This is a genomic window from Nocardia asiatica NBRC 100129, assembly GCF_000308415.1.
In the GTDB taxonomy this organism is placed as follows: domain Bacteria; phylum Actinomycetota; class Actinomycetes; order Mycobacteriales; family Mycobacteriaceae; genus Nocardia; species Nocardia asiatica.
The window spans coordinates 1-20,686 of sequence record NZ_BAFS01000067.1 but is presented as its reverse complement, the minus strand read 5'-3'; the positions used below and the strand labels follow the sequence as shown (position 1 = coordinate 20,686).

General features: G+C 66.0%; 16 protein-coding genes and 1 pseudogene. 4 read left to right on the top strand and 13 right to left on the bottom strand.

Annotated elements, in window-relative coordinates; genetic code table 11:
• Positions 1 to 96 precede the first annotated feature (96 nt).
• Together ON27_RS42745 and ON27_RS06920 are read right to left on the bottom strand one after the other, a co-directional pair.
• On the bottom strand, positions 97 to 921 hold the full coding sequence (locus ON27_RS42745) for a cytochrome P450 family protein (protein ID WP_157227104.1): 825 nt from the start codon (positions 919 to 921) through the stop codon (positions 97 to 99).
• Between the two features lie 440 nt (positions 922 to 1,361).
• Positions 1,362 to 3,833 carry a helix-turn-helix transcriptional regulator gene (locus ON27_RS06920; RefSeq protein WP_043721131.1) on the bottom strand — a complete coding sequence of 824 codons (2,472 nt, stop codon included), beginning with the start codon at positions 3,831 to 3,833 and terminating at the stop codon, positions 1,362 to 1,364.
• 409 nt (positions 3,834 to 4,242) lie between these two features.
• On the opposite strand from ON27_RS06920, the gene ON27_RS06915 reads away from it, so the two are divergent.
• The 3 genes from ON27_RS06915 to ON27_RS06905 all read left to right on the top strand — a co-directional run bounded on the left by ON27_RS06915 (position 4,243) and on the right by ON27_RS06905 (position 6,757).
• Complete coding sequence (locus ON27_RS06915) at positions 4,243 to 4,542, top strand: DUF7691 family protein (protein WP_043721130.1); 300 nt, start codon at positions 4,243 to 4,245, stop codon at positions 4,540 to 4,542.
• A 145-nt stretch (positions 4,543 to 4,687) separates the two neighbouring features.
• A complete protein-coding gene (locus tag ON27_RS06910; protein WP_043721129.1) occupies positions 4,688 to 5,788 on the top strand; it encodes a 3-oxoacyl-ACP synthase III family protein in 1,101 nt (366 codons plus the stop codon).
• A 399-nt stretch (positions 5,789 to 6,187) separates the two neighbouring features.
• On the top strand, positions 6,188 to 6,757 hold the full coding sequence (locus ON27_RS06905; RefSeq protein WP_043721128.1) for a hemerythrin domain-containing protein: 570 nt from the start codon (positions 6,188 to 6,190) through the stop codon (positions 6,755 to 6,757).
• A 255-nt stretch (positions 6,758 to 7,012) separates the two neighbouring features.
• On the opposite strand, the gene ON27_RS06900 is transcribed toward ON27_RS06905, so the two are convergent.
• The 6 genes from ON27_RS06900 to ON27_RS06875 form a co-directional block, all read right to left on the bottom strand.
• Positions 7,013 to 8,266 (bottom strand): cytochrome P450 family protein, encoded by a 1,254-nt coding sequence (locus tag ON27_RS06900; RefSeq protein ID WP_043721127.1) that lies wholly within the window; start codon positions 8,264 to 8,266, stop codon positions 7,013 to 7,015.
• 238 nt (positions 8,267 to 8,504) lie between these two features.
• Complete coding sequence (locus ON27_RS06895) at positions 8,505 to 9,572, bottom strand: aminoglycoside phosphotransferase family protein (protein WP_245559830.1); 1,068 nt, start codon at positions 9,570 to 9,572, stop codon at positions 8,505 to 8,507.
• A gap of 361 nt (positions 9,573 to 9,933) precedes the next feature.
• A complete protein-coding gene (locus ON27_RS06890; RefSeq protein ID WP_043721138.1) occupies positions 9,934 to 11,301 on the bottom strand; it encodes an ABC1 kinase family protein in 1,368 nt (455 codons plus the stop codon).
• Between the two features lie 108 nt (positions 11,302 to 11,409).
• A complete protein-coding gene (locus tag ON27_RS06885) occupies positions 11,410 to 12,663 on the bottom strand; it encodes a PucR family transcriptional regulator (protein ID WP_051046285.1) in 1,254 nt (417 codons plus the stop codon).
• Positions 12,664 to 12,980: 317 nt separating this feature from the next.
• Positions 12,981 to 13,610, bottom strand: coding sequence for a TetR family transcriptional regulator (locus tag ON27_RS06880; RefSeq protein ID WP_043721124.1), 630 nt, complete (start codon positions 13,608 to 13,610; stop codon positions 12,981 to 12,983).
• A gap of 119 nt (positions 13,611 to 13,729) precedes the next feature.
• Positions 13,730 to 14,467 carry an MBL fold metallo-hydrolase gene (locus ON27_RS06875; protein WP_043721123.1) on the bottom strand — a complete coding sequence of 246 codons (738 nt, stop codon included), beginning with the start codon at positions 14,465 to 14,467 and terminating at the stop codon, positions 13,730 to 13,732.
• 255 nt (positions 14,468 to 14,722) lie between these two features.
• Between ON27_RS06875 and ON27_RS06870 the strand changes: the two genes are divergently transcribed.
• Entirely contained in the window at positions 14,723 to 15,499 is a 777-nt protein-coding gene (locus tag ON27_RS06870) for a DUF1206 domain-containing protein (protein WP_043721134.1), read from the top strand.
• Between the two features lie 246 nt (positions 15,500 to 15,745).
• Here the strand turns inward: ON27_RS06870 and ON27_RS06865 are convergent, their stop codons facing one another.
• The 5 genes and pseudogenes from ON27_RS06865 to ON27_RS06845 all read right to left on the bottom strand — a co-directional run bounded on the left by ON27_RS06865 (position 15,746) and on the right by ON27_RS06845 (position 20,340).
• Positions 15,746 to 16,954: a Cmx/CmrA family chloramphenicol efflux MFS transporter gene (locus tag ON27_RS06865; protein ID WP_043721120.1), complete on the bottom strand. Its 1,209-nt coding sequence runs from the start codon at positions 16,952 to 16,954 to the stop codon at positions 15,746 to 15,748.
• 303 nt (positions 16,955 to 17,257) lie between these two features.
• The gene (gene phoU / locus ON27_RS06860) at positions 17,258 to 17,932 is read right to left on the bottom strand and encodes a phosphate signaling complex protein PhoU (RefSeq protein ID WP_043721118.1); all 675 of its coding nucleotides are present in this window, start codon (positions 17,930 to 17,932) and stop codon (positions 17,258 to 17,260) included.
• Positions 17,933 to 18,002: 70 nt separating this feature from the next.
• Positions 18,003 to 18,428, bottom strand: a pseudogene (locus tag ON27_RS45765) (helix-turn-helix domain-containing protein); the annotation flags it as partial.
• A gap of 208 nt (positions 18,429 to 18,636) precedes the next feature.
• Positions 18,637 to 19,806, bottom strand: coding sequence for a zinc-dependent alcohol dehydrogenase (locus ON27_RS06850; protein WP_043721116.1), 1,170 nt, complete (start codon positions 19,804 to 19,806; stop codon positions 18,637 to 18,639).
• A 12-nt stretch (positions 19,807 to 19,818) separates the two neighbouring features.
• On the bottom strand, positions 19,819 to 20,340 hold the full coding sequence (locus tag ON27_RS06845) for an SRPBCC family protein (RefSeq protein WP_043721132.1): 522 nt from the start codon (positions 20,338 to 20,340) through the stop codon (positions 19,819 to 19,821).
• Positions 20,341 to 20,686: the final 346 nt, after the last annotated feature.

The following is a 20,686-nucleotide window of genomic DNA, read 5'->3' as shown; positions in this document are numbered from 1 at the left end:
AATCTGTACCATCAGGCGCTCACTTCAGAGCAACACCCGATGCGCCACAGCCCATCTCATTCCGCGGGGGGTGCGGCAGTAATGAACCCGACCGCATCAGCGCGATGGATTCTCGTCGTGCGAGGGCGGAAAGATCACCGGTAGCGTCGGCAACGTTCGATGGAAAGCGCCTGGATCCGGTATGAGTTCACCCGACGGAACTGCCAGTTTCATATCCGGCAACGCGTTCAGAAGCTGGTAAATCGCCTCTCGGGCGACCACGTAGGCCACGTCCCATGCCGGGCCGAGATGCGGTTGTGGGTCGGTGAACAGCGCCTCGTGCAATGCGTTCAACTGGGACAGGCTGTCCCCGTGCGGGCGTTCGGCGAAACGGTCGTCGGTGAGCATGAACCGAAGAGTGTTGATCAGAACGTACTGTGCCGGCTGGATTCCTGCTCCGCAGTACAGCCTGAGCTGGTGGACCAGTTCCTCATCCGTAGGCCCGATCGAACCATTGATCAACCTTGTGGTGACGTCGTCACCCGGTTGCTCACGCTTCCGGCGGACCAATTCGAGAAAAATGTCTCCCACAAGGGTGTCGCCGCTGACTTCTTCGGTGCCGTCGAGTATTGCCGCCATACCTCCTGTGGCCCGTTCGCTCAGGTCTGGCGGGACACCGAGAACAGAATTGATCACCCCGGAAACAAGGGGTAAGGCGTACTGGCTGGTCAGCTCTGCATGGCCGTTCCCGCAAAATGTGCTCACCAAGGGTGGCGCGGTCCGATCAACCGTACTGTGAATCTCGTCCAGATCGATTTGCCGGATCGCAGCGGCGGCAGACCAGTACTTTGCACGCTCCGCCCCTGCTAGGAGCGGTGTGCTGGGGCGGTAAGGGGTCATCGACATCGGCTCTTGCGGCTCGACGGACTGGTGAATGTTCACTCCGATTCCAATCGATATCTTCAACACCTGGAGTTATATCGAGTTCCCTGGTGTTGCTATGCGGGAGTACGACACGGAAGGGCGTCCGTGTGAATGCATGGCCACCGAGTCCAGTAATCTGTCGCCCTCGCGTGGCCGACGCATCAACTACACCATCGACCGCGCCGGTAATCATGTACCGGATAAGACATGGTCCCCGCCCGCGTGGTCAGGGGTTTACCGTCGCACTGATCGATGCCGTTCCAGATGTCCCATCGTCCGTCGGTCAGCATTCGAAGAGTGAGCCGCAACCGGGCATCGCGAGACCTGGATTCGCAGGCCTGCCCGGTCACCCTCGCGCTGTGATCACCCGCGCCAGTCTCGCTGCGGCGCTACTGTTGAGGGGCGGGACTTCGACGGACGGCACCGACCAGTCAGTGGACGGCGCTCCAGTGCGGTGGTTATCGGATGGCTTCGGTCCGGACCTGGTCGATGGTGTCTTTGGGAATGTGTTCGATGATGTCGTCGCGTGAGGCGATAGTCAGTTTCTGGAGGATTGCGGACAGTTGGGCGTCGATGGTCCTGGTGGATTTTCCGCGGCGGGTGGCGATGGCGCTATTGGTCCATCCGGCCGCAGCCAGGATGGCGACCTGTCGTTCGGTGGGCGTAAGCTTGTGCCAGTGCGAGGTCGGCACCTTCTCCGAGGGCGTTTCGATCGTCAATGTGCCCAGTGCCAGGCGTTGCACTTCGCTCAACTCCGGACGAAGGCGGGAGCCCCGATCCTCTGCTGCGGTGAAGGCTTCGGAACCGAGTATCTTGCGTGCCACCACGTTGGACTTGTGAGATTCGTCCGCGAACGGCCCCATCTTGTCGATGCGGATGCCGAGCATTGCTCGCTGTGTTCTGAGCCCTCCGCTGAGATGAGCGATTTCGGTGGCCAATGCCACGAGGGTAGCGCGATCGGTGTCGCCTTTCGTGATCGAGTCGGTGATGATTTGAGCCAGTGACCAAGTCCGCAGCTGAGCTGCCCACGACGCGGTCCAGCGATCTCCAGCGGACAGTTGATAGGTCAGCGCCCGCCGTAGGAAGAGCGATCCCTCAGAAGGTTTGCCATTTTTCGTCAAGGCGACTGCCCAGTTCACGTGAGCCCAAGAGATCAACCACGTCGCTCCTGACGCGGTGGCACGGTCGAGGTTGTCGCGCGAGAGTTCGAGGGCCTGTTCCGGGGGGCCGAGCAGGACCGCCGCCAATGTTTCGAACATGCGACTCATCGCCTCGCCGCCTGGGTTGCCGAGGCGATGGAACTTCTCGCGAGCCCGTGCCAGCACAATGACTGCTCTCGGGTCACTGCGAGCCAGTAGTAGTTCCGTACCCCAAGCCAATTCGACCGCGGCAGGCAAACCTGTATCGGTCTCGGCTGTTCGTCTCCAGTCGGTTCCGCTGTCGGTTTCCGGAAGACATGCGGCGACACAGTACTCCAGCATCGTTTCGGCGTCTTCGGCCTCATCCTGGCATATGAGGATCCATACGAGCAGGGCCATCGCTTCCACCTGGAGTTCGACTGGCTCTGGCGCCAATTCCTGGCTTGCGTGCAAGGCGCGCTGGGTCCACTGGCGGATCTCGCGAAATGAGCTCATGAAGAAGGGCAATCTCAGAGCGAGCAGCCCGATACAGATTTCCAGGCCGACTGCGGACTCGCCTGGTGTCGTGATACTTGTTTCGATCGCGGTCAGGATATTGTCCCAGGCTCCCCGAGCCCATGTCAGCAGATCGTGTTCTGCGGGGCCGAGCCAGTTCGCCGCCGCGTCGGCGACCTTGTCGCGGTAATAGCGGCGATGTCGCCGGGCGAGTCGGCTGGGTTCATCGACCGCACTGGCGGAGCGTTCGTGGAGTCGCTGCCGCGCGAATATCCGAAGACTCTCCAACATCGAATACCGCACCGTGGTGGGTGTCATGTGCACCAGAACCAGTGACTGATCAACCAGTCGTTCGAGCAGGTGTTCGATCTCGTGGCGGTGCAGGAACGCACTGGAAACGCTCTCGTGATAAGACGCGCTGCCTGCGCCGGAAGTGTTCTCGTCGTCGGCGCAGATCGCCGCGATGGCAGCGAGTTCGGCTCCCCCGTCCAGTCTGCCGTCGCTGTCGAGGTCATCAGGATTGGTGGCGTAACCTGCGGCGAAAACGGATAACCGGTCGAAGAGCAGGCGTTCTTTGTCGCTGCACAGGTTGTACGACCAGGCGATGACATCGGTGACCGCGCGATGCCGCGATTCGGCGATCCCGTGAGGGGCGCGCGACCAATGTAGTCGAGCGTCGTCGGCGTGGCCGGTGAGTCCTTTCAGGATCATCGCCAGTGGTTGGTGACGCAGTCGTGCGGCTGCCAGTTGGATGTAGAGGGGGTGGTTGTTGACGCGGCGGCAGATGGCCGCTGCCGTAGTGGTCTGCTCTGCGCCTGCGATGGTGTGACCGGTGAGTTCGGCGCGGTGCCGAAACAGGGTCAGCGCGTGCCGGTGCGGCAGGGGCGGGACGGTGATCAGATGTTCGTCCTCCCAGCCGAGGGGTTCACGGCTGGTGGCCAGGATCGTCAGCTCGGCCACCGAGTCGAGGAGCGTCGCGCTCAGGCGCGCGACTTCGGCGAGGACGTGCTCACAATTGTCGAGCACCAGTACAGTGCGCGGGACACGCCCGGTCGGGTCGGTGTGGGTGAGGGTGTCGAGGAGGGCGTCCTGTGCCGATCGTCCTGAGTAGTCCGCCTCGATCACCGCGTGGGCGATTTCTTCCGCGACGGCGACCGTATCGGAGCCGACCGCCAGTCGCGCCAACCGCACCCAGTACGTTCGTGCCTTTCCGTTTTCTCCTTTGCCGAATCGGCCGACGGCTTCAGTCGCCAAGCGAGTCTTCCCGATTCCGCCTACGCCGGTGAGGGTGATCATGCGCGCCGGGCCTAGCAGGAGAGTGCTGATTTTCTCCAGCTCACGGTCACGCCCGACGAAGTGGGCCGGTGACGAACGCCTGCTCAGCCGTTCCGGTCGCCTAGCATTCACGGGGCAAGCATAGTCTCGGCGAGCGAGAAGCATACTCTCTGGGAAGTCGCTCCCGGAACCTGCGTTGCACGCCATGGCAACGCCTACAGCGGCTCGACAAGTGGGGGTGCCGGCCTCCCGAGAGCGGAAAGCCCACTGAATTCACCACTGCGCGTTATGGAGACTCTCCACTTCGCTGCGATGAGCGCCCTCGGCGGGGAGACGCCTCCAGTGAAACACCGCCGAGAGTCGGGATCATCTACCGGAATGGTCATGATCGACAGTTACGGCTGCTCGTCACCGTACCTAGGGTCGTCTCATGAGTTCTTCTCTGAACGTCTACCTGCTCGACCCGGCGGCCACACGCGCTTTGGTCTGCTCCCGCGACGACCAGTTGCTCGAGGTGATTCGCCACAACTTCGAGGACGAGCTGGCCCGCAACGACGACTACTTCAGCCATCAGATCGAACAAGGCGTCCCTACGGCATACGAGGCACTGCGTGCGGTAGTCCACGGCGGGCGTGGAATCTCTTGCCCGGGACAGCGGGTTGCCCGTCTGCAGTCGCTGTACTTCGGATCAAGTCGCAATCGGAAGATGATTACCAACCAGTCTGTATGATTGTGTCGTTGCGTCAACCCTTCGACGTTCGAACCCTTCTGTGGCGCAACAAATCGTTCCGGTCAGTCGCGGATTCCGCAGCGTCTACGGGTTCGCCTGTGGACGACTTGTTCACGGGCGGCTTCCACTGAGTACGGAGTCTGCAATGAAGGTTCGTATCGCCGGCGCGGGTGCATCGGTTCCTCCGACGGTGATCGCTAATGATCGTTTGCTTCGAATGTTTCCTGGCCCGCGGAAGAACCCCTGGAACGCAGCTCGATTCGAGCAGAAAACAGGAATTCGAGAGCGACGGTTCTTCTTCGATCTCGATGATCGGACCGGGCGTGCTGCGATTCCGGAAGGGTATGGTGAGCCCCCTGGTCCGGCAGCGATCCTCGCCGAGCGGGCACTCATCGAAGCGCTCGAGCGCGCCGGCGTGGATCCGGCTGGACTCGACGGTCTCCTATACGGCACGTGCACGCCGGACCTGCTGCATTTCGGCAGTGACGCGCAGATGCTGCACCACCGCCTGGGCATGCGATCGGATGCGACGGTGCTGCAAGTCGACGTCGGCTGCGGGGGCGCGGCCTTCTGTCTGCAATGGGCGAAAGAACTTCTGCTCGGAGGGCATCGTGAGCGCATTGCGGTTGTCCTGACCCACACGATGTCTCTCCTCTATGACCCAACGGTGTACGCCGGGGCGATTCAATTCGATGACAGTGAGGTGGAATCCTTCCTCTCGCCTTTGCTTTTCGGCGACGGGGCGGGCGCGGTGGTGCTGGAGGTGGTGGGCGATGACAGTGCTTCGGAAATGGCGTCCTCCCTCACGGTCAACGAGTTCTATGAGATCGCTCGAGTAAGGGGAGGCGGCAACCTGCGACCGGCCGGGCTGCCCGGTACGGCGCTGGCGGACCACGCCTTCTATGTCATCGGAAAACGTGTCGCGGAAGCATATGCGCCCGTGCTGAAGAAAGCCATCGATCACGCGGTCGCGGCCGCTCGGATCAGCCTTGCCGATGTGACGAGCGTCCTCGTGCATCAGGCCAATCTCCGCCTGATCGAAAAGCTGAGAGATGCCTTGGGTATCGCTCCGGAGCGGATGCCGGCCAACGTGGATCGGTATGGAAATACGTCGGCGGCAAGCGTTCTGATACTTCTTGCTGAGGAAGTGCGCGCGGGTCGTCTCGTGCTGGGGAGCGGAGACCCGGTGGTCCTCGCGACGATCGGCGCGAACTTCCAATACGGTGCACACGTAATCCGTCTGTGACACCGTGCCGTCCGAGGTTCGTCGGCGGCGCTCACTGTGCGCGAAGGATCGGTCCACACCGGTCGAGACGTGGCCCTGGCGGGTGTCGGCACTGGTGCTGTCGCCAACACGTCGTGTATGGCTGAATGGTGTGTCGCGATGCGGTCGTGTCCTGTTGGCCGCGAGCGGCCGCGATTTCGAGACTCTCGCTCGATGGTGCCGGCGTGAGGTCCGTTTCCGGTAGGCGCGCCTCGAGCGGCGGCCCACCGCAAATGCCCGGTCGATGAGTGCGGAACAGCCGGGCGGCTCGCCGGTGCGTCAGCTCCGGAACGGCTCGGCGGTGGGTTATCGTCGGGCTCCCCGAGGGGCAGCCGGCCTCGGTGTGCGGTGCTGACCTCACGTGCGTATCAGGGAGGAATTGTGGACATCACCCAGTTGATCCTTGACGACCACCACGAGCAGCGGCGGCTCTTCGCGATTCTGGAGCAGATCGACCGCGGTCAGACCGGCGTGCTCTCCGCGATCTGGGAGAGACTGGCGGCCTTCCTCGAGTTGCACGCGCTGGCGGAAGAGGAGATCTTCTACCCCGAACTGCTGCAGGTGGGTATCGCGGCCCGGCGCGCGGGCAGGGTAAGAGGCGAGACACTCGACGCCATCCACGACCACAACGAGATCCGTGACGCGATCGCCGAAGTGGCGCGGCATCAGGTCGGTACCGATGACTGGTACGCGGCCGTCGCGGCGGCGAACTCGGCCAACAGCGATCGCATGGCCGAGGAGGAACGCGAGGGCCTCACCGACTTCCGCCGTCTGGCGGGGCTGCCGCGCCGCCATGAACTGGCGGTCGCCTTCGCCGCTTACGAAGCGCGGAACTACGCCGGCGTCCAGTCCGTCGACAAAGATCCCATCGGTTACGTCCGCGCGGCAGAGCAGAATTCGCGGACGACTGCGAACGGATCGCTCAGCGTCGGCGCCCTGAAGCGGAACTGACCAGGCGGAGGCGCGGTGGTCGGTAACCGCCGCGCCTCCGCTGCCGCGCGAGCGTCACCGTCCGCGGATGCGGCTGCTCATCCACCGGGCGGCGAAGAGAGGCGCTGTGAGCCGGAAATCAGCAGGTGGTCTTCGGACGAGGCCGCGGTTGCCAATCGCGGCCGGACGAGCCGAAGCGCGTGCGGATCGGTGCGCCGCCGACCGCCCGATCGCGGTCCGGTCGGCGGCGGTGTACCGGAGGGATCCCGGTGTTTGTCAGATGTTCAGTGGAGCAGTTGGTGGGAACGTGACCGGCAATTCGGTCAGCGCTCTGTGGAAGGGGCCCGGCCGCCAGTTGGGTGTCCGATTCGGCAGGTTCGGTGTGATCTCCGGCAGGGCGTCGAGGAGTTGATCGATGGCTTCTTGCGCGATCAGGTAGGCCAGGGATCGCGCTGGGCAGGCGTGCGGGCCGAGGCCCCAGGCCAGGTGGGAGCGGTTACCGGTCAGGTCTCCGGTGCGGATCGCGGGGTCGTTGTTGCAGGCGGCCATGCTGATGACGACGGGTTGGTGGGCCGGCAGCCAGACGTCGTCGATGAGAATCGGATGGCGGGGATAGGTGATCAGCAGGTTCGCCAGCGGCGGGTCGTTGAACAAGACCTCGTCGAGTGCGTCGCGGGAAGACAGGTTCCCGCCCAGGAAACTGTCACCGAAACGCTCGTCGGTGAGAATCAGCAGCAGGGTGTTGACGATCAGGTTCAGCTGGAATTCGATCCCGGTGCCGTAGACCTGTGACACGTGGTGCGAAGCCTCGACGTCGTCCAGCCGGGCGGGATGCTGGAGCAGTACCGAGGTGATGTCGTGTTGCGGTTCGGCGCGTTTGAGTGTCACCAATCTCATCAGCGCCTCGCCGAGCATCTGATTGCCCTTCTCGGCGTCGACACCCTCGAGGAGGGCGGCTGTCCCGGCGGCGACCTGCTCGCCGATCTCCGGGGGGCAGCCGAGCAGATAATTCACCACCTGGAACACCAAGGGGAACACGTACTGGCGGATGAGGTCGGCAGAACCGTCCTGGCAGAAGGAGTTGATCAGCGGGACGGCGAGTCCCTCCACGACGGCGTGGAGGGCGTACAGATCGACCGCATCGATGCTCGCGGTGATCGCCCCTCGGTAGCGGGTGAAGTCCGTCCCGGTGCTGCGGCTTGCCATGGGCCGCCACTCCAGGAGCGGCAGGATGGGGCAGTCGGCCGGGATGTTCTTCTGCCACGTCCTCGGATCCGCGGGGAAATGCTCGGGATCATTGAGGATCCGCACCGCGGTGCTGTAGCCGATCACCAGGGTGGCGGGCACGCCGGGTGCCAGCTCGACCGGAGCCAGGGACCCGTAGCGTCGGCGCATTTCGCGGTAGGCGCGGTGCGGATCGGCCGCGAACTCGGGCGAATACATGGACACCCGGCTGACGTCGGAATCGATCGGCGATCCGTGCGCGACCGGGCAGGACCGATCCTGAACCTGAGATTGCGGCGTACTCAAAGAGCGAACTCCAAACTGATTGATACATATTACCTGACTGCTGCACTACCGCTCCCTGCCCGACACTGCGCTGGAGCGAGTTGCCGGGTCTGCGCCGGAACCGGTCGATGGTATAGCGCGCATGGACCGCGATCGGCAACGTATCCGAAATACGCTCCGCGGCATGGTTCGCGGCGCCGTACGCGGCCGGACTGTCATCCGACCGCGCCGCGACGACGGAGACTGGAATCAGTCCTTGTCAGACACCGAGAGCGTCGAGTGACTCGTGATCGTCGATGGCCGTGGTGATCCGCTTCAACAGTGTCAGGCAGGTTTCCACGGGCTGCATCTTGGGCTGGTAGGCCGCCCTGCCGATCGTGAAGGCCCAAGCCGCGTAGGCGAACATGCTCTGTTGCCGGTACGCCAGCCAGGCGTCGTCGAAGGACGGGGCCGCTCCGCCGAGGGCTCCGAGCTCGTCCAGATAAGCGGCCAATAGTTCGCGGTCCCACGCACGCCGGTCCTCGGGCTCGCATCCCGAGTTGACAGTATAGGCGAAGTCGTGTGCCCAGCCGCCCCGCATCACCACCTGCCAGTCGACGAATCCCATTCGCCCGGCGCCGGTTCGGTATGTCTGTCCGATGTGCGGATCGCCGTGCAGCAAGGTCTGGGGCATATCGTCGGTCGCCATGCCGATCGCTCGCTCGACGCCTGCCCACAGCCGATCTGCTCGGCCGTGCAGTGCTTCGGGAACAACTTCCTGCGCTCGGCGCAGACCCACCGCGCAACGCTTCTTCATATCGATGGCGGCGAGATATGCCTGGAGCGCCTCGGTCGTGGTCTTGAGGTCCGTGATCGACGGGTGGTTCCAGAAAGTGCGGTGCAATCGGGCGAGATTGCGCACCAGATCCTCGATCTGGTCGCGGGCGACCGGCGCGGTCGGCTCGATGAACCGCGCCCCGCGGGTCGCGGCGACGTCCTCCATCAGAGCGATCGATCGCCAGGAGGCCGCGTCGGCGGCGCCCCAGTAGCCGAACGGAGCCTCGATGTCGACCTGGGGGCGGAAGTCTCGGAAGAAGCGGGTCTCGCCGTCGATCATCTTGCCGCCACCGAGCAGGATGCGTTGCGAGAAGGCGGTCGTGGTCTTCGCGAAGAGATCGGTCGGCAACTCCGCCTGCTTGCCCGCGTCGTTGTATTCCACGCGAAGCGCGACGCGGGTGGATGTTCCGCGGCTGCCGTCGGCGGTCTCGTACGAGATCACCTCTGCTTCGGGCACCTCGCGGCACAGGACAGCCGTCAGCCACTGCGGTGTGACCGTTTCCCCGGACACCGGGACATCCTCGACATCTCGGGCTTTCGGCCGAAATATGGTCTCGCCCAGGATATGGGCACCAACCGTGACAGACCGTCCGAGCAACCAGAGCTTGTGGTTCATTCGCTTGCCTCGATTCCGGAGTACGACATGACCGCCCGAGCGGCTGGATCGCCAGCGCGCGGGTCCGCAGGACAGTAACCCACCCGCTCGAAAATGTTGTACCGCTGCGGGTTTGCTATGCCGAGCAAGGATGCGGCGGCTGATTCGTGCCGAACTTCTCAGCGGCGAAGCACCGCAGTCGTTGTCGCTGACCCCGACCGCAGGGATGACGGCACCGGAACCCTCCGCAATGCGGGGGCGTGCAGGCCCGTTGGGCTCAGGCGCGTCGCCACCGCTCGATCGCACGCCCGATGTCGGTCGCGGGTGGCTCGTGGTACAGCCACTCCCGTGCGAGGCGATGCCAATTGTTGGTGACGTGCAGCTGGCCGAGCGCGGCGAAGGTGAACAGGTCCGCGCGGCGCGAGAAGACGTGCTCGGCCGGGAGTAGTTGATGGCGCATGCCTCGGAACTCGGCGGCTCGGGGATCTACGGCGAGCACGACCGCTCCGGTGGCGATCTCGGGTGTGATGGTGATCCGCTCGTCCAGCAGATGCCATCCCGCGGCCGCCCACACGTATTGCAGGCATTCCTCTTCGGTGACGCCCGCGTCCGGGTCGATGATGCCGCGTCCCACCCAGGCGTCGTACAGGTCTCGGGCGCGGTGTTCCCCGGCGGCCCGCAGACACGCCCGTTCGAAGTCGACGTGCACGGGGTCCATGTGGTCGTAGAGGCCGAAGTCGACGAACGCCAGCCGGCCGTCGGCCGCGAGCAGGATGTTTCCCGGATGCGGGTCACCGCAGAATTCGTTGTCGCTGAACAGTGCGCTGATGTAGAAGCGGTAGATCAGCTCGCCGAGGCGATCACGTTCGGCCGCGGGCAGCGCCCGGATCTGCCGGAAGTCGCTGCCGTCGACGAACTCCGTGACGAGAACCCTCCGCGTGCAGAGGTCTTCGATGCTGTCGGGGACGGTGACGAAAGGATGGCCGCGGTAGCGCATCGCCACCCGGTGCTGAGTGCGGGCTTCACGTGGGTAGTCGAGTTCGTTGCCGATATTGCGGGCGATTTCGTCCAGCACGGCGGTGTCGGCCGCGCTCGGCAGGACGGATTTCCACAGCTTGCCGATCAGTTCCAGATTGCGCATGTCCGCGTGGATCGCCGCGTCCACCCCCGGGTACTGCACCTTGACCGCGACGGTGCGTCCGTCGCGTAACCGCCCCCGGTACACCTGCCCGATCGACGCCGCGGCGATCGGTGTCTCGTCGAAGTCGGCGAACACTCGCGCCAACGGCCCGAGGTCGTCCTCGATGACCTTCCGCATCGCGGTGAACGGCACCGCGGGCGCGCGATCGCGCAATTCGGCGAGCTTGGTTCGGAACAGCTCACGGTGCGATTCCGGTACGAGGTCGACCTCGAGCACCGACAACATCTGGCCCAGCTTCATCGCCGCGCCCTTCATGCCGCCGAGCACCGTGACGAGCTGCTGTGCGGTCTGCAGCGCCGAGCGCTCGGCGAGCACTCGCCGAGCTTCTTCGGTCCTGCCGATCATCGACAACCGGGTCCCGACGCCGCGTACGGCCTGCCCGGCGGCCAGACCGCCGAGGCGGCCGCTTCGGGCCAGACGACCTTTGGGTACCCGTCCGGCCACCGCATGCACCTCCATGAGCATTCGTGCCGCGGATGCCGCACGTCCAGTATTTTTCGCGGCGCGACCGCGGCTTGTCGACCACGCCGTTGCCGGGTCGGACACCGTTGTTCAGGCCGGGCGGCGGGCGCCCGCGGGTATCTCGCTCGGGATGTCGCCCGCGGCCGAGGCGATGAGCGCGGAGCGCAGGTACCACAGTCCTCTGCCGTCCGCCGGGTCGAGGCCGGTGAGCTGCGCGATCCGGCGTAGCCGGTAATCGACCGTGTTCGGATGAACGTGCAGTCGCCGAGCGGTGCGCAGGCGGTGCATGCCGGTGTCGAGATGGGTCCGCAGTGTCTCCAACAGCTCCGGATGGCCCAGCAGCGGGGCGAGGTGCGTGCGCAGTCGGTCTCGCCCGACGCCTGGGCGGGTCAGTTGATAGTGCAGCGCCAGCTCGGGGAACCGGTACAGCCCTGGTCCGCGCCCCAGCTGTTGCACCGTGTCCAGCAGTTCGTGGGCTTGCCCCGCGGCGGCGGAAACGTCGTCGGGGCTCGCGGACACGACGGTGGCGGTGACCGGCACTTGCGCCGCGGCGGACAGTCGCTCGACGACCTCGTCGAGGCCGGGGGCGGCGGGACCGGTGCACGGAATGAGGACGGTCCCCCCGTCGACCGACAGCAGTGACAGCGCCCGGTCGTCGAACAGGACCGCCAGGGCGGCTTGGAGGCGGCGCAGCTTGCGGCGGGCGACGACCTGCCGGTCGAGCCGGGGATGGCTTTCGTCGGGATGCGCGGGCACGGCGAGGGCGAGCACGAAATACTCTTCGGCGAGAGGTATTCCGCATTCGCGGGCCATCGCGGAGGTCGCGTGCCCACCCAGCAGCGCCGAGGTGAGGGTGTGCACGGCGGTGTGGTGTTCGGCGGCGATGGCCTTGTATTCGCGGACGTAGGCCTTGCCGACCGTCGCCGACAGCAGATTCGACAGCTCGACGATGGTGGCGGCGCCGGTGGCGATGTCGACGGGATGGGCGGATCCCCGGTCGGTGAACAGCAGGTCCAGCCCGAACTTGAATCCCACGTGAACCGCGTGCAGGACCACCTCGACCGGGATTCCGTCGCGTGCCCAACGCGCTGCCGCGGCCTGCAAACAGTCGATGCGGTCCGGCACGGCATGCCCGTCCAATCGGTGGATCGCCCACTGCAGGCACGCTCGGACCACCTCGGTGACGTCGGTGCCGGCCCCGCCACCCGGCAGGGTCCGGCAGGGCGCCGCCGCATCGATGACGTGCGCGACCACCTCGCGCGCCAACCTGTGCACATCGTGCGGTGGCCGGGCGACCGGCCGCCCCTCCGGTTCGACGGCGGGATGGGCGATGTCTTCGATCATCACGTGGGACCTCCTCGTCACCGCACAACGGCGGCCACGTCCAAGCTCGAATCGGCCCCCCGGGAACAACCGCGCGGCGCCTCGGCGTCACCGGTTGTTCACTCCGCCATCAACGGTAATCCGAGCCCTCAATCAGCTACTACTCCGCTTTCTACAAGTAGGCCGACGACTGCGAAATCGCCCGATGACCTGGAGTAATGGGGCATGCCCTGCTGGAATCGGGGAGTATTTCACAGCCGAAACCTGGTGACGTGCTCACTTTTTCGACCGCCGATCACCCGGGCAGGGCACCGGTCGCCGGTGCCACGCCGCGCGTCTCACCCGGCGTTGCCCTCGGCTTCGGCCGCTATCCATGCGCCGATCATCCGTGCGGTCATATCGATCGCCTCCGCGCGTGCGTGGTCGTCGACATCGAGAGCCGACGCGCGCAGGACGGCGGCGAAGCCGGTGTTGATGAAGACGAACGTCATCACGTCGTACTCGTGATCGTCGCCCGGGCCGAGGACCTGGATCAGCATCACCTTGACCAGCAGTCGCAGGCGCGGCTCGAACTCCGGGATGCCACTGCTGTAGAACTGCACTCCGCCGACCAGCGCACGGACCAATTGCGCGTGCGCGACCAGTTCGGCGGTGATCACTTGCAGGATGTCGGTGATGATCTGCTGAATCGGTTTCTCCGACAGATTGAACACCTGCTGCGTGAAACGCCGCTCGATGGTCTCGAGCAACCGCTCGAGCAACTCCTCGACCAGGACGGCGCGATCGGCGAAGTACCGGTAGACCGTGCCGATGCTGACCCCGGCCTCCATCGCGATCCGGTTGGTGGAGGTATCGGCGATGCCACGCTCCCCGAACAACCGCGCCGCCGTGTCGAGGATGTGCTCCCGAGTCGCCTTCGCGCGCTCCTGCGTCGGACGACGGCGCTGACCGACAGCCTTCGGCGGCATCACGCACTCCTGCTGATCAATGAAAATGAGCGACGCTCATCTTACGAGCAGACGTGGTGTCGCCGAGGCGGATTCCGAGGTCGGGCCGGACTACGGGAAGCAGCGCGGTCGCGCCCACATCACGGCTGGTACAGCGTCGCGGCCAGGGTCGCCACGTCCTGGTGGACAGGTAGCCCGTGACCGGGGACCAGGGTCCCCGCCTGCTGGCCGGCGAGCGCGTGCGCGCTGGCGAGAGTTCCGGTCGCGTCGTGGTTGAACACTTTCGGCAACAGTTGCGGTCCGGTGTGGCGCGAGAGGGGATGACCGGTGACCAAGGCGTCGCCGGAGAACAGGACGCCTTCGGAGGGCATGAGGTAGGCGGTGTGCCCGTCGGTGTGGCCGGGGGTGGGTACGGCGACGAAGCCGCCGGGTAACGCGGCCAAGGCGGCGTCCTCACCCGTGGTGGCCGACGGAATGCTGGTACCGATATGGCCGCGGACCGCTCGTAAGGTCTGGGTCACCCATCGGGCGCCGCGCCGGGTGAGTAGCTGCCTGGCCATCTGAGCCGGGGTGATCTGTTGCAGGTATTCGCGTTTGGCGTGCCTGACTTCCTCCGCGCCGGTGTAGACGGGCATCCCGACCTGTTCGACGAGGGCCGGGATGGCGCCGATGTGATCGAGATGCGCGTGGGTCAGCAGAACAGCGGCGACATCGGCGAGGTCGTGACCGATCTGACGCACCGAGTCCAGCACGGCCTCGGTGTCGGCGGGATATCCGGCGTCGACGAGCGTGACGCCGGAACCATCACTCACCAGTGCCCAGTTCACATTCGTTCCGGCGACGACGTAGACGGAATCGGATACCTGGTCGATTTTCAAGCGCTTGTCCTCACTGCTGGACGACTTCGTCGTGGTTATTCCACCCGAAGCTGGCAATACGGTTCGTGAGAGGTGAGGATTATGAGTCTATTTCGAAGTGCTGGAAGTGCTGATAGGTATCGATGGCGTCGCACCGGGGGAGCGGGCCGCAGACGGCGGCGCAGCGGTTACGGCGATCGGTGGCGCAGTCGGTACGGCGGTAGGTGGCGTCGGCGGGACACTCGGCGGCCACGCGGATACGGGCGGGCCGGCGGGCTGGCAGGGGCCGCGCGATTCGGCTTCATCGCGCGCGGAGTCGCCTACATCGTGATCGGCGTTCTCGCGTTCATGCTGGCTGTCGGCGTCGCGCAACACGAGCCGAACGCGGGCGGAGCGCTCGCCGCGCTCGCCGGTGAACCGCTGGGTTATCCACTGCTCTGGATCCTGGCGCTCGGATTCGCCGCGCTGGCCGCGTGGCGGCTGGCGCAGGCCGCTTCCGCGCCCCCGGCCGGGGCGAACGGAGTTCGGCTGCGGGCCTTGGTGCTCGGCCTCGTCTACGCCGTGGCGTTCTTCGTCATCCTCCGGTTCGTCGTCGACGGGCGCACGCCGCCGCCCGATGACGCCGTCGCGCGCGATGTGACCGCACGCATTCTCGGCTGGGACGGGGGACAGGTGGTCGTGCTGTTGATCGGCTTGGCCATTCTCGCCTTGGGCGTCCTGATCACTCTGCGGGGACTTCGGCTGGCCTTCGTCGAGGACCTGCGAATGGGCTGGATGACGCAGGCATCGCGCGAGAGCGTCATCTGGCTGGGCCGATTCGGTTACCTGGCGCGGGGCGTGATCGTGGTGGGCATCGGACTCGCGACGGTGGTGGCGGCCGCGAACTACGAACCGGCCACCGCCAGAGGAGTCGACGCCGTCCTGCACGATTTCGCCGACAGCGCTCTGGGTCCGTGGCTGCTCATCGTAGTTTCCCTCGGCTTGATGGCATTCGGAATCCTGTCGTTCCTCCAGGCGAAATACCGGCGGACCTACGGCGGCGTCCCGGTGTGAACGGGCGCGTGCCGCTTCCGCTCCGGCGCGCGGGGGCGGCACCCTGTCGTGGGTAGGCGGCCGACTCGGCGCGCACCTGCACCGGGAACCATAAAGTGTCTTTCCGGACACCGGTTCCGGCATCTCACGTGAGACCGCCACCAACCCGGACGGATGGTCCTGACCCGGCCGAAAAACCTCTGAACCACAGGGGCGTCACGCTGCGCGTGTGATCTCACGCAGCGTGACGTCGGCATTCGGCTCGGGCTATCTGCCAGGGGTCGGCTGAGGTCGCGACGCGGGTGCCGACGGTGGCGCGGCCTCGACGCGGCGGCCTACCAGGACCACGCCCACCGCGACGGCCGCGAAGGCGGTGCTGCACCACAGTGCCGTGGCGGGGTGAGCGGTGCGGTCGACGGCCACGCCGGCCACTGCGGGACCCAGCACGGCGCCGATGTTGAAGGCCGTAGTCGCCAAAGCGCCTGCGATACGCGGTGCTTTCGGTGCCGCGGTCTGCACGACCGTCGCGATCAGCGTCGACCCGACACCGAAGGCGACCGCACCCGCCGCCGCCGCCATGATCAGCACCCCGATCAGCGTGTGCGTGGTCAGCGCCGCCAGCAGCCAGACTCCCACGAGGGCGACCGTTCCGGCGGTGACGATCCGTCGGCCATGACGGTCGCTGTAGCGGCCGGTGAACGCCGAACCGGCGAACGAGCCGAGGCCGAACAAGGCCAGTACCACCGGCACCCACCGGGCGTTCGCCCCGGGGACGGCGACAGTGATCGTGCCGAGGTATGTGAATCCGGCGAATGTCGCCGCATTGACCAAGACCCCGACGACGACAGCGCCCAGGACCGGCCGCAGACCCAGCACCACCCATTCTCGCCGGAGTGAGATACCTTGCGGTCCAGTCTGATTGCCGTCGCGCACAGCACGGCCGACCAGCACCCACACCGGTACGAGCATCGCGCCGCTGATCACGGCGACAGCCCAGAACGCCGAACGCCATCCCCAGAGTTGCCCCAGCAGCGTGCCTGCCGGAACACCGGCGACGCAGGCAACCGTTACCCCGGAGACCACCACGGAGGTCGCACGCCCGATCGCCGCCGAGCCGGCCAATCGTGGCAGCGCGGCCAGAGCGACGGCCAAGAATCCGGCGTTGGCGACCGCCGCGACGACCCGGGTGACCAGCAATACCGTGAAGTCGGTCGCGACAGCCCCGACGACATGAGCGGCGCAGAACAACCCCAAGAACGCCGCGACCGAGTACCTGGCCGGTAACCGGCCCGCCGCGACGGCCATCACCGGCGCACCGAACACCATGCCGACCGCGAACAACGAGGTCAGCAATCCGGCAGCGCCGAGCGAGCGCCCGACGTCCGCCGCGATCTGCTCCAGCAATCCCGACACCATGAACTCGGATGTGCCCTGCGCGAAGACGGCGACAGCCAGCACGAACACCACAGTGGGCATGAGAAGAGAAACTCCCCGGAGACAGGGCGCCACAGTCACATCGCGACGCCCGAATGGATTGCGGGATCGGGTGAACCGGCACCCGACCGCAAGAAACCGACATCGTCCGGCATTGCGAGATACCGAAATTCGCCGGCCGCTCGGCGACCGACGCGAACCACGCTCACAACGCCGCCCGGCGCACAGGCCGGGCGGCTACCGTTCGGACGCCTCCGGAGAACTCACGCCGACACCGTAACAACCCGCGCACAGCGAGCCAACCGAGTTACCGATGACATCGCACCGGTACCGCGGCCGACACCCTCATGCCCGGGCCGGGTCGGCCGGTGGCCAGTCGTCGGATGAGTGGCCGGTCGCCATGAAGACGGTGCGCCGGCCGACTTCGACGGCGTGGTCGGCGAATCGCTCGTAGTAGCGGCCGAGCAGCGTGAGGTCGACCGCGGCGGGGGTGCCACCGGTCCAGTCGTCGGCGAGTATCGCCGCCAGCAGTCGCTGATGCAGGAGGTCCATGGTGTCGTCCTGGCTGTCGAGCTGGGCGGCATCGTAGGCGTCGCCCGAGGCCAGCACCGCGGCGGCGCTGGTGGCCATGGCGGTGGCGGCCGCGCCCATGCTGGACACGAGCGGGCGTACCGCTTCCGGGACCGCGTGCTCCGGATGGCGGCGGCGCGCGACATTGGCGATGTGTTCTGCCAGCGTGGCCATCCGGACCAGGTCACCGACCAGCTGGATGGCGGTGACCACTCGCCGCAGCTCACCGGCGACCGGCGCCTCCAAGGCCAGCAGGCTCACCGCCGTGTGCTCACAGTCCTCGCGCATGGCGTCGATCTCGTGGCAGATGTCGATCGCCTGTTCGGACAGCTCCAGATCGGCGCCGAGCAGAGCGTTCGTGGCGGCGGCGATGGCGTCGCGGTTGCGCAGGCACATCGCCTGTAATCGATCGGCGAGCTGATCGAGGTTCTCGTGGAAGCGAGTCCGCATCTCTTCATCCTCTCTCAGCGCGTCAAGCGCTTCCGCCCGCGGCGTCGATCCGCACGTTGTCAACGGCTGATCACGCCGTTGCGGGGCGCAGGACCGGTGCTCCGTACCAGTGACAGACGAGCAGGGCAAGCTCGATCGCGAGCCGGTCTTCGGTGATGGGCCTGCCGCGTCGCGCTACGGCGCGTCCGACGCGGTACTCGACGGAGTTCGAATGCAGATCGAGCCGCGCGGCAGCTGCTTTGTAGCTCGATCCGGTCCGGAGGAACACCTGAAGTGTCTCGCGTAGCCGTGCGTCGTTGTCGTTGTCGGAGGCCAGATCGCCGAGCACCTCGCCGACCTACTCCCGGACTTCCGGGATGCTGCTGCCGAGCAGGGCTGCCACCGAAAGTCCGGGATCTTCGGCCGCGATTACGCACTGTTCGGTGTCTCCCCGCGCCAGTGCGACCGAGCGTGCGTGCTGGGCCAGGTGGTGCGACCGGCGGAACCCGGATACGCCGAGAGCCGAGTTCGAACACCGCTGCGGAGTGCCCATCATCAACAGCTACGGGTTGCGCGCGGTCATCGCGCGAGCGCATGCGGTTCGTTCACCAGCGTTCACCGGACGGCGGCTGAGCAGCACCTCCGTCGCGCCGTCCTGAAACCGCCGACACGGGCAGGGCGGCCGTGCTTGTCAGGCGCCCGCCCATGCCGGCGGAAACGTGGCCTCAGGGCCGGAAGACCGAGCGGATGCAGCCTTCTTCCTTGTTCTTGAATATGTCGTAGCCGTGCACCGCGTCTTCGAGCGGCATGTCGTGGGTGATCAGGTACGACGGGTCGAGGTCGCCCTGCTGGATGTAATCGAACATCCGGGGCACGTACCGCTGACCATATTGCTGTGCGGTGCGAATGGTGAGGCCCTTGTTGGTCACGACGCCCATGGGGAACTTGTCGGTCAACCCGTAGATGCCGAGCACCGCGACCACACCGCCTTTCCGGCACGCGAGAATCGCTTCGCGCAGCGGTGTCGCACGGTCGGATTCGAGCCGGAGCATCTGTTTGGCGCGGTCGTAGAGCTGCTGCAGGCCGGTGCCGTGTCCTTCCATCCCGACCGCGTCGATGCAGGCGTCCGGGCCACGCCCGCCGGTGCTCTCGCGCAGGCTCTCCTGGACGCTGTCGACGGCGGTGTAATCGATCGTCTCGGCGTCGAACTGCTCGCTCGCCACCCGCAGTCGCTCGGGATAGCGATCGATGACGATGACCCGGTCGGCGCCGAGAAGCCGAGCGGTGTGCCCCGCCATCAATCCGACGCCGCCGCTGCCCCACACCGCGACGGTGTCGCCGGGATGGATGTCGCAGAATTCGGCGCCCATCAGGCCGGTGGGCACCGCGTCGGACATGAAGAGGGCCTGCTCGTCGGTGACGCCTTCCGGTATCCGGAAACAATTGACGTCGCCGAAGGGGACGCGAACATACTGTGCGTGGGATCCCTGGTAGCCGCCGAAGGGGTGGGTGTACCCGTAGATTCCGCCGGTCGGATAGCCGAACAGCGGTTGCTGGAGTGCGCCGTTCGGATTGGTGGTATCGCACAGGGAATACAGTTCGTGGTCGCAGTACCAGCACGAAGCGCACCCGATGAAAGACGGGACGACGACGCGGTCGCCCACCTTCGTCGAGGTGACCTCGGCTCCGGCTTCGACCACCTCACCCATGAATTCGTGTCCGAAGACGTCGCCTTCCCGCATCCCCGGCAGATAGCCATCGATGAAGTGCAGGTCGGACCCGCAGGTCGTGGTCAGGCGAACCCGCACGATGACATCGTGCGGGTTGACCAGGACAGGGTCGGGGACGGTTTCCACCGCGAGGTCGTTGACGCCGTTCCAGCAGAGCGCGTGCATGTCTCCTCCTGTTCACCGAGCGGAAGATCGAGCGCTCGGATTGTGGGCCAGGGTGGGTACTTCGCCGGTCTGCAGCCGGGCTCGGGCCCGGTAGAGCGCGGTGAAGGTCGCCGCGCCGGTCAGTACGTCCGGTAGCGGGGTCCGCGCCCGCATCGTCACTTCGGTGCCGAGGTCGCGCGGCGCGTCCCGGAAGCGGAGTTCCAGCTCCAAGCCCGGCGCGGACGAGGTGGAGTCGTCGGTCGAACCGACGAACCGGAAGCGCCCTTGTTCCTCCTGCAGCGTGGTCTGCCAGGTCGTGCGTCCGTCGGCGCCCGAATGCAACGTCCACTCGTAGCTCGACGGTCCGCTGGATCGGACGTCGGCGACATCCCCCATGACCTCGGACAGGTTCGCCGGATCGCGCCAGAAGCCCTCCACCTCGGCGCGGGGGCGTGCGATGGTCACGGTTTGAGTGCTCGAGTAGCTGCTCGCCGACTCGAGCACGCGCCCCACGAGATCGCTCAACAGGTGTTTGGTGTCATCGATGTAGTGCACGGAGCCTCCTCGCTCTTCTGGTCCGCATTGCGTCCGGACGCGCAGAAGCCTGCCGTCCGCGGCCACGAGCTGTGTGAGTCGCAGAGGAAACGCGTCCATCGCCGCTGCGCGTTTCCTCCGCGGTCTCCGAGCGGCTACCCGCCGCCGAGCACGCCAAACGTGGGTGACGCAGGCGCGCAGCGCCGCGCACGGCCTGTCGCGACAGACCGTGCGCGGCACGCTGATCATCCCGCGGCGGCCCGATCAGCCGGGGAGGTCGTCCACCACCGCGGATTCGTTGCGGGACAGGGTGATGCCCAGATTCGCCGCGGTGCGCTCGAGATCGTCGTCGTCGCTCTGGTGCAGT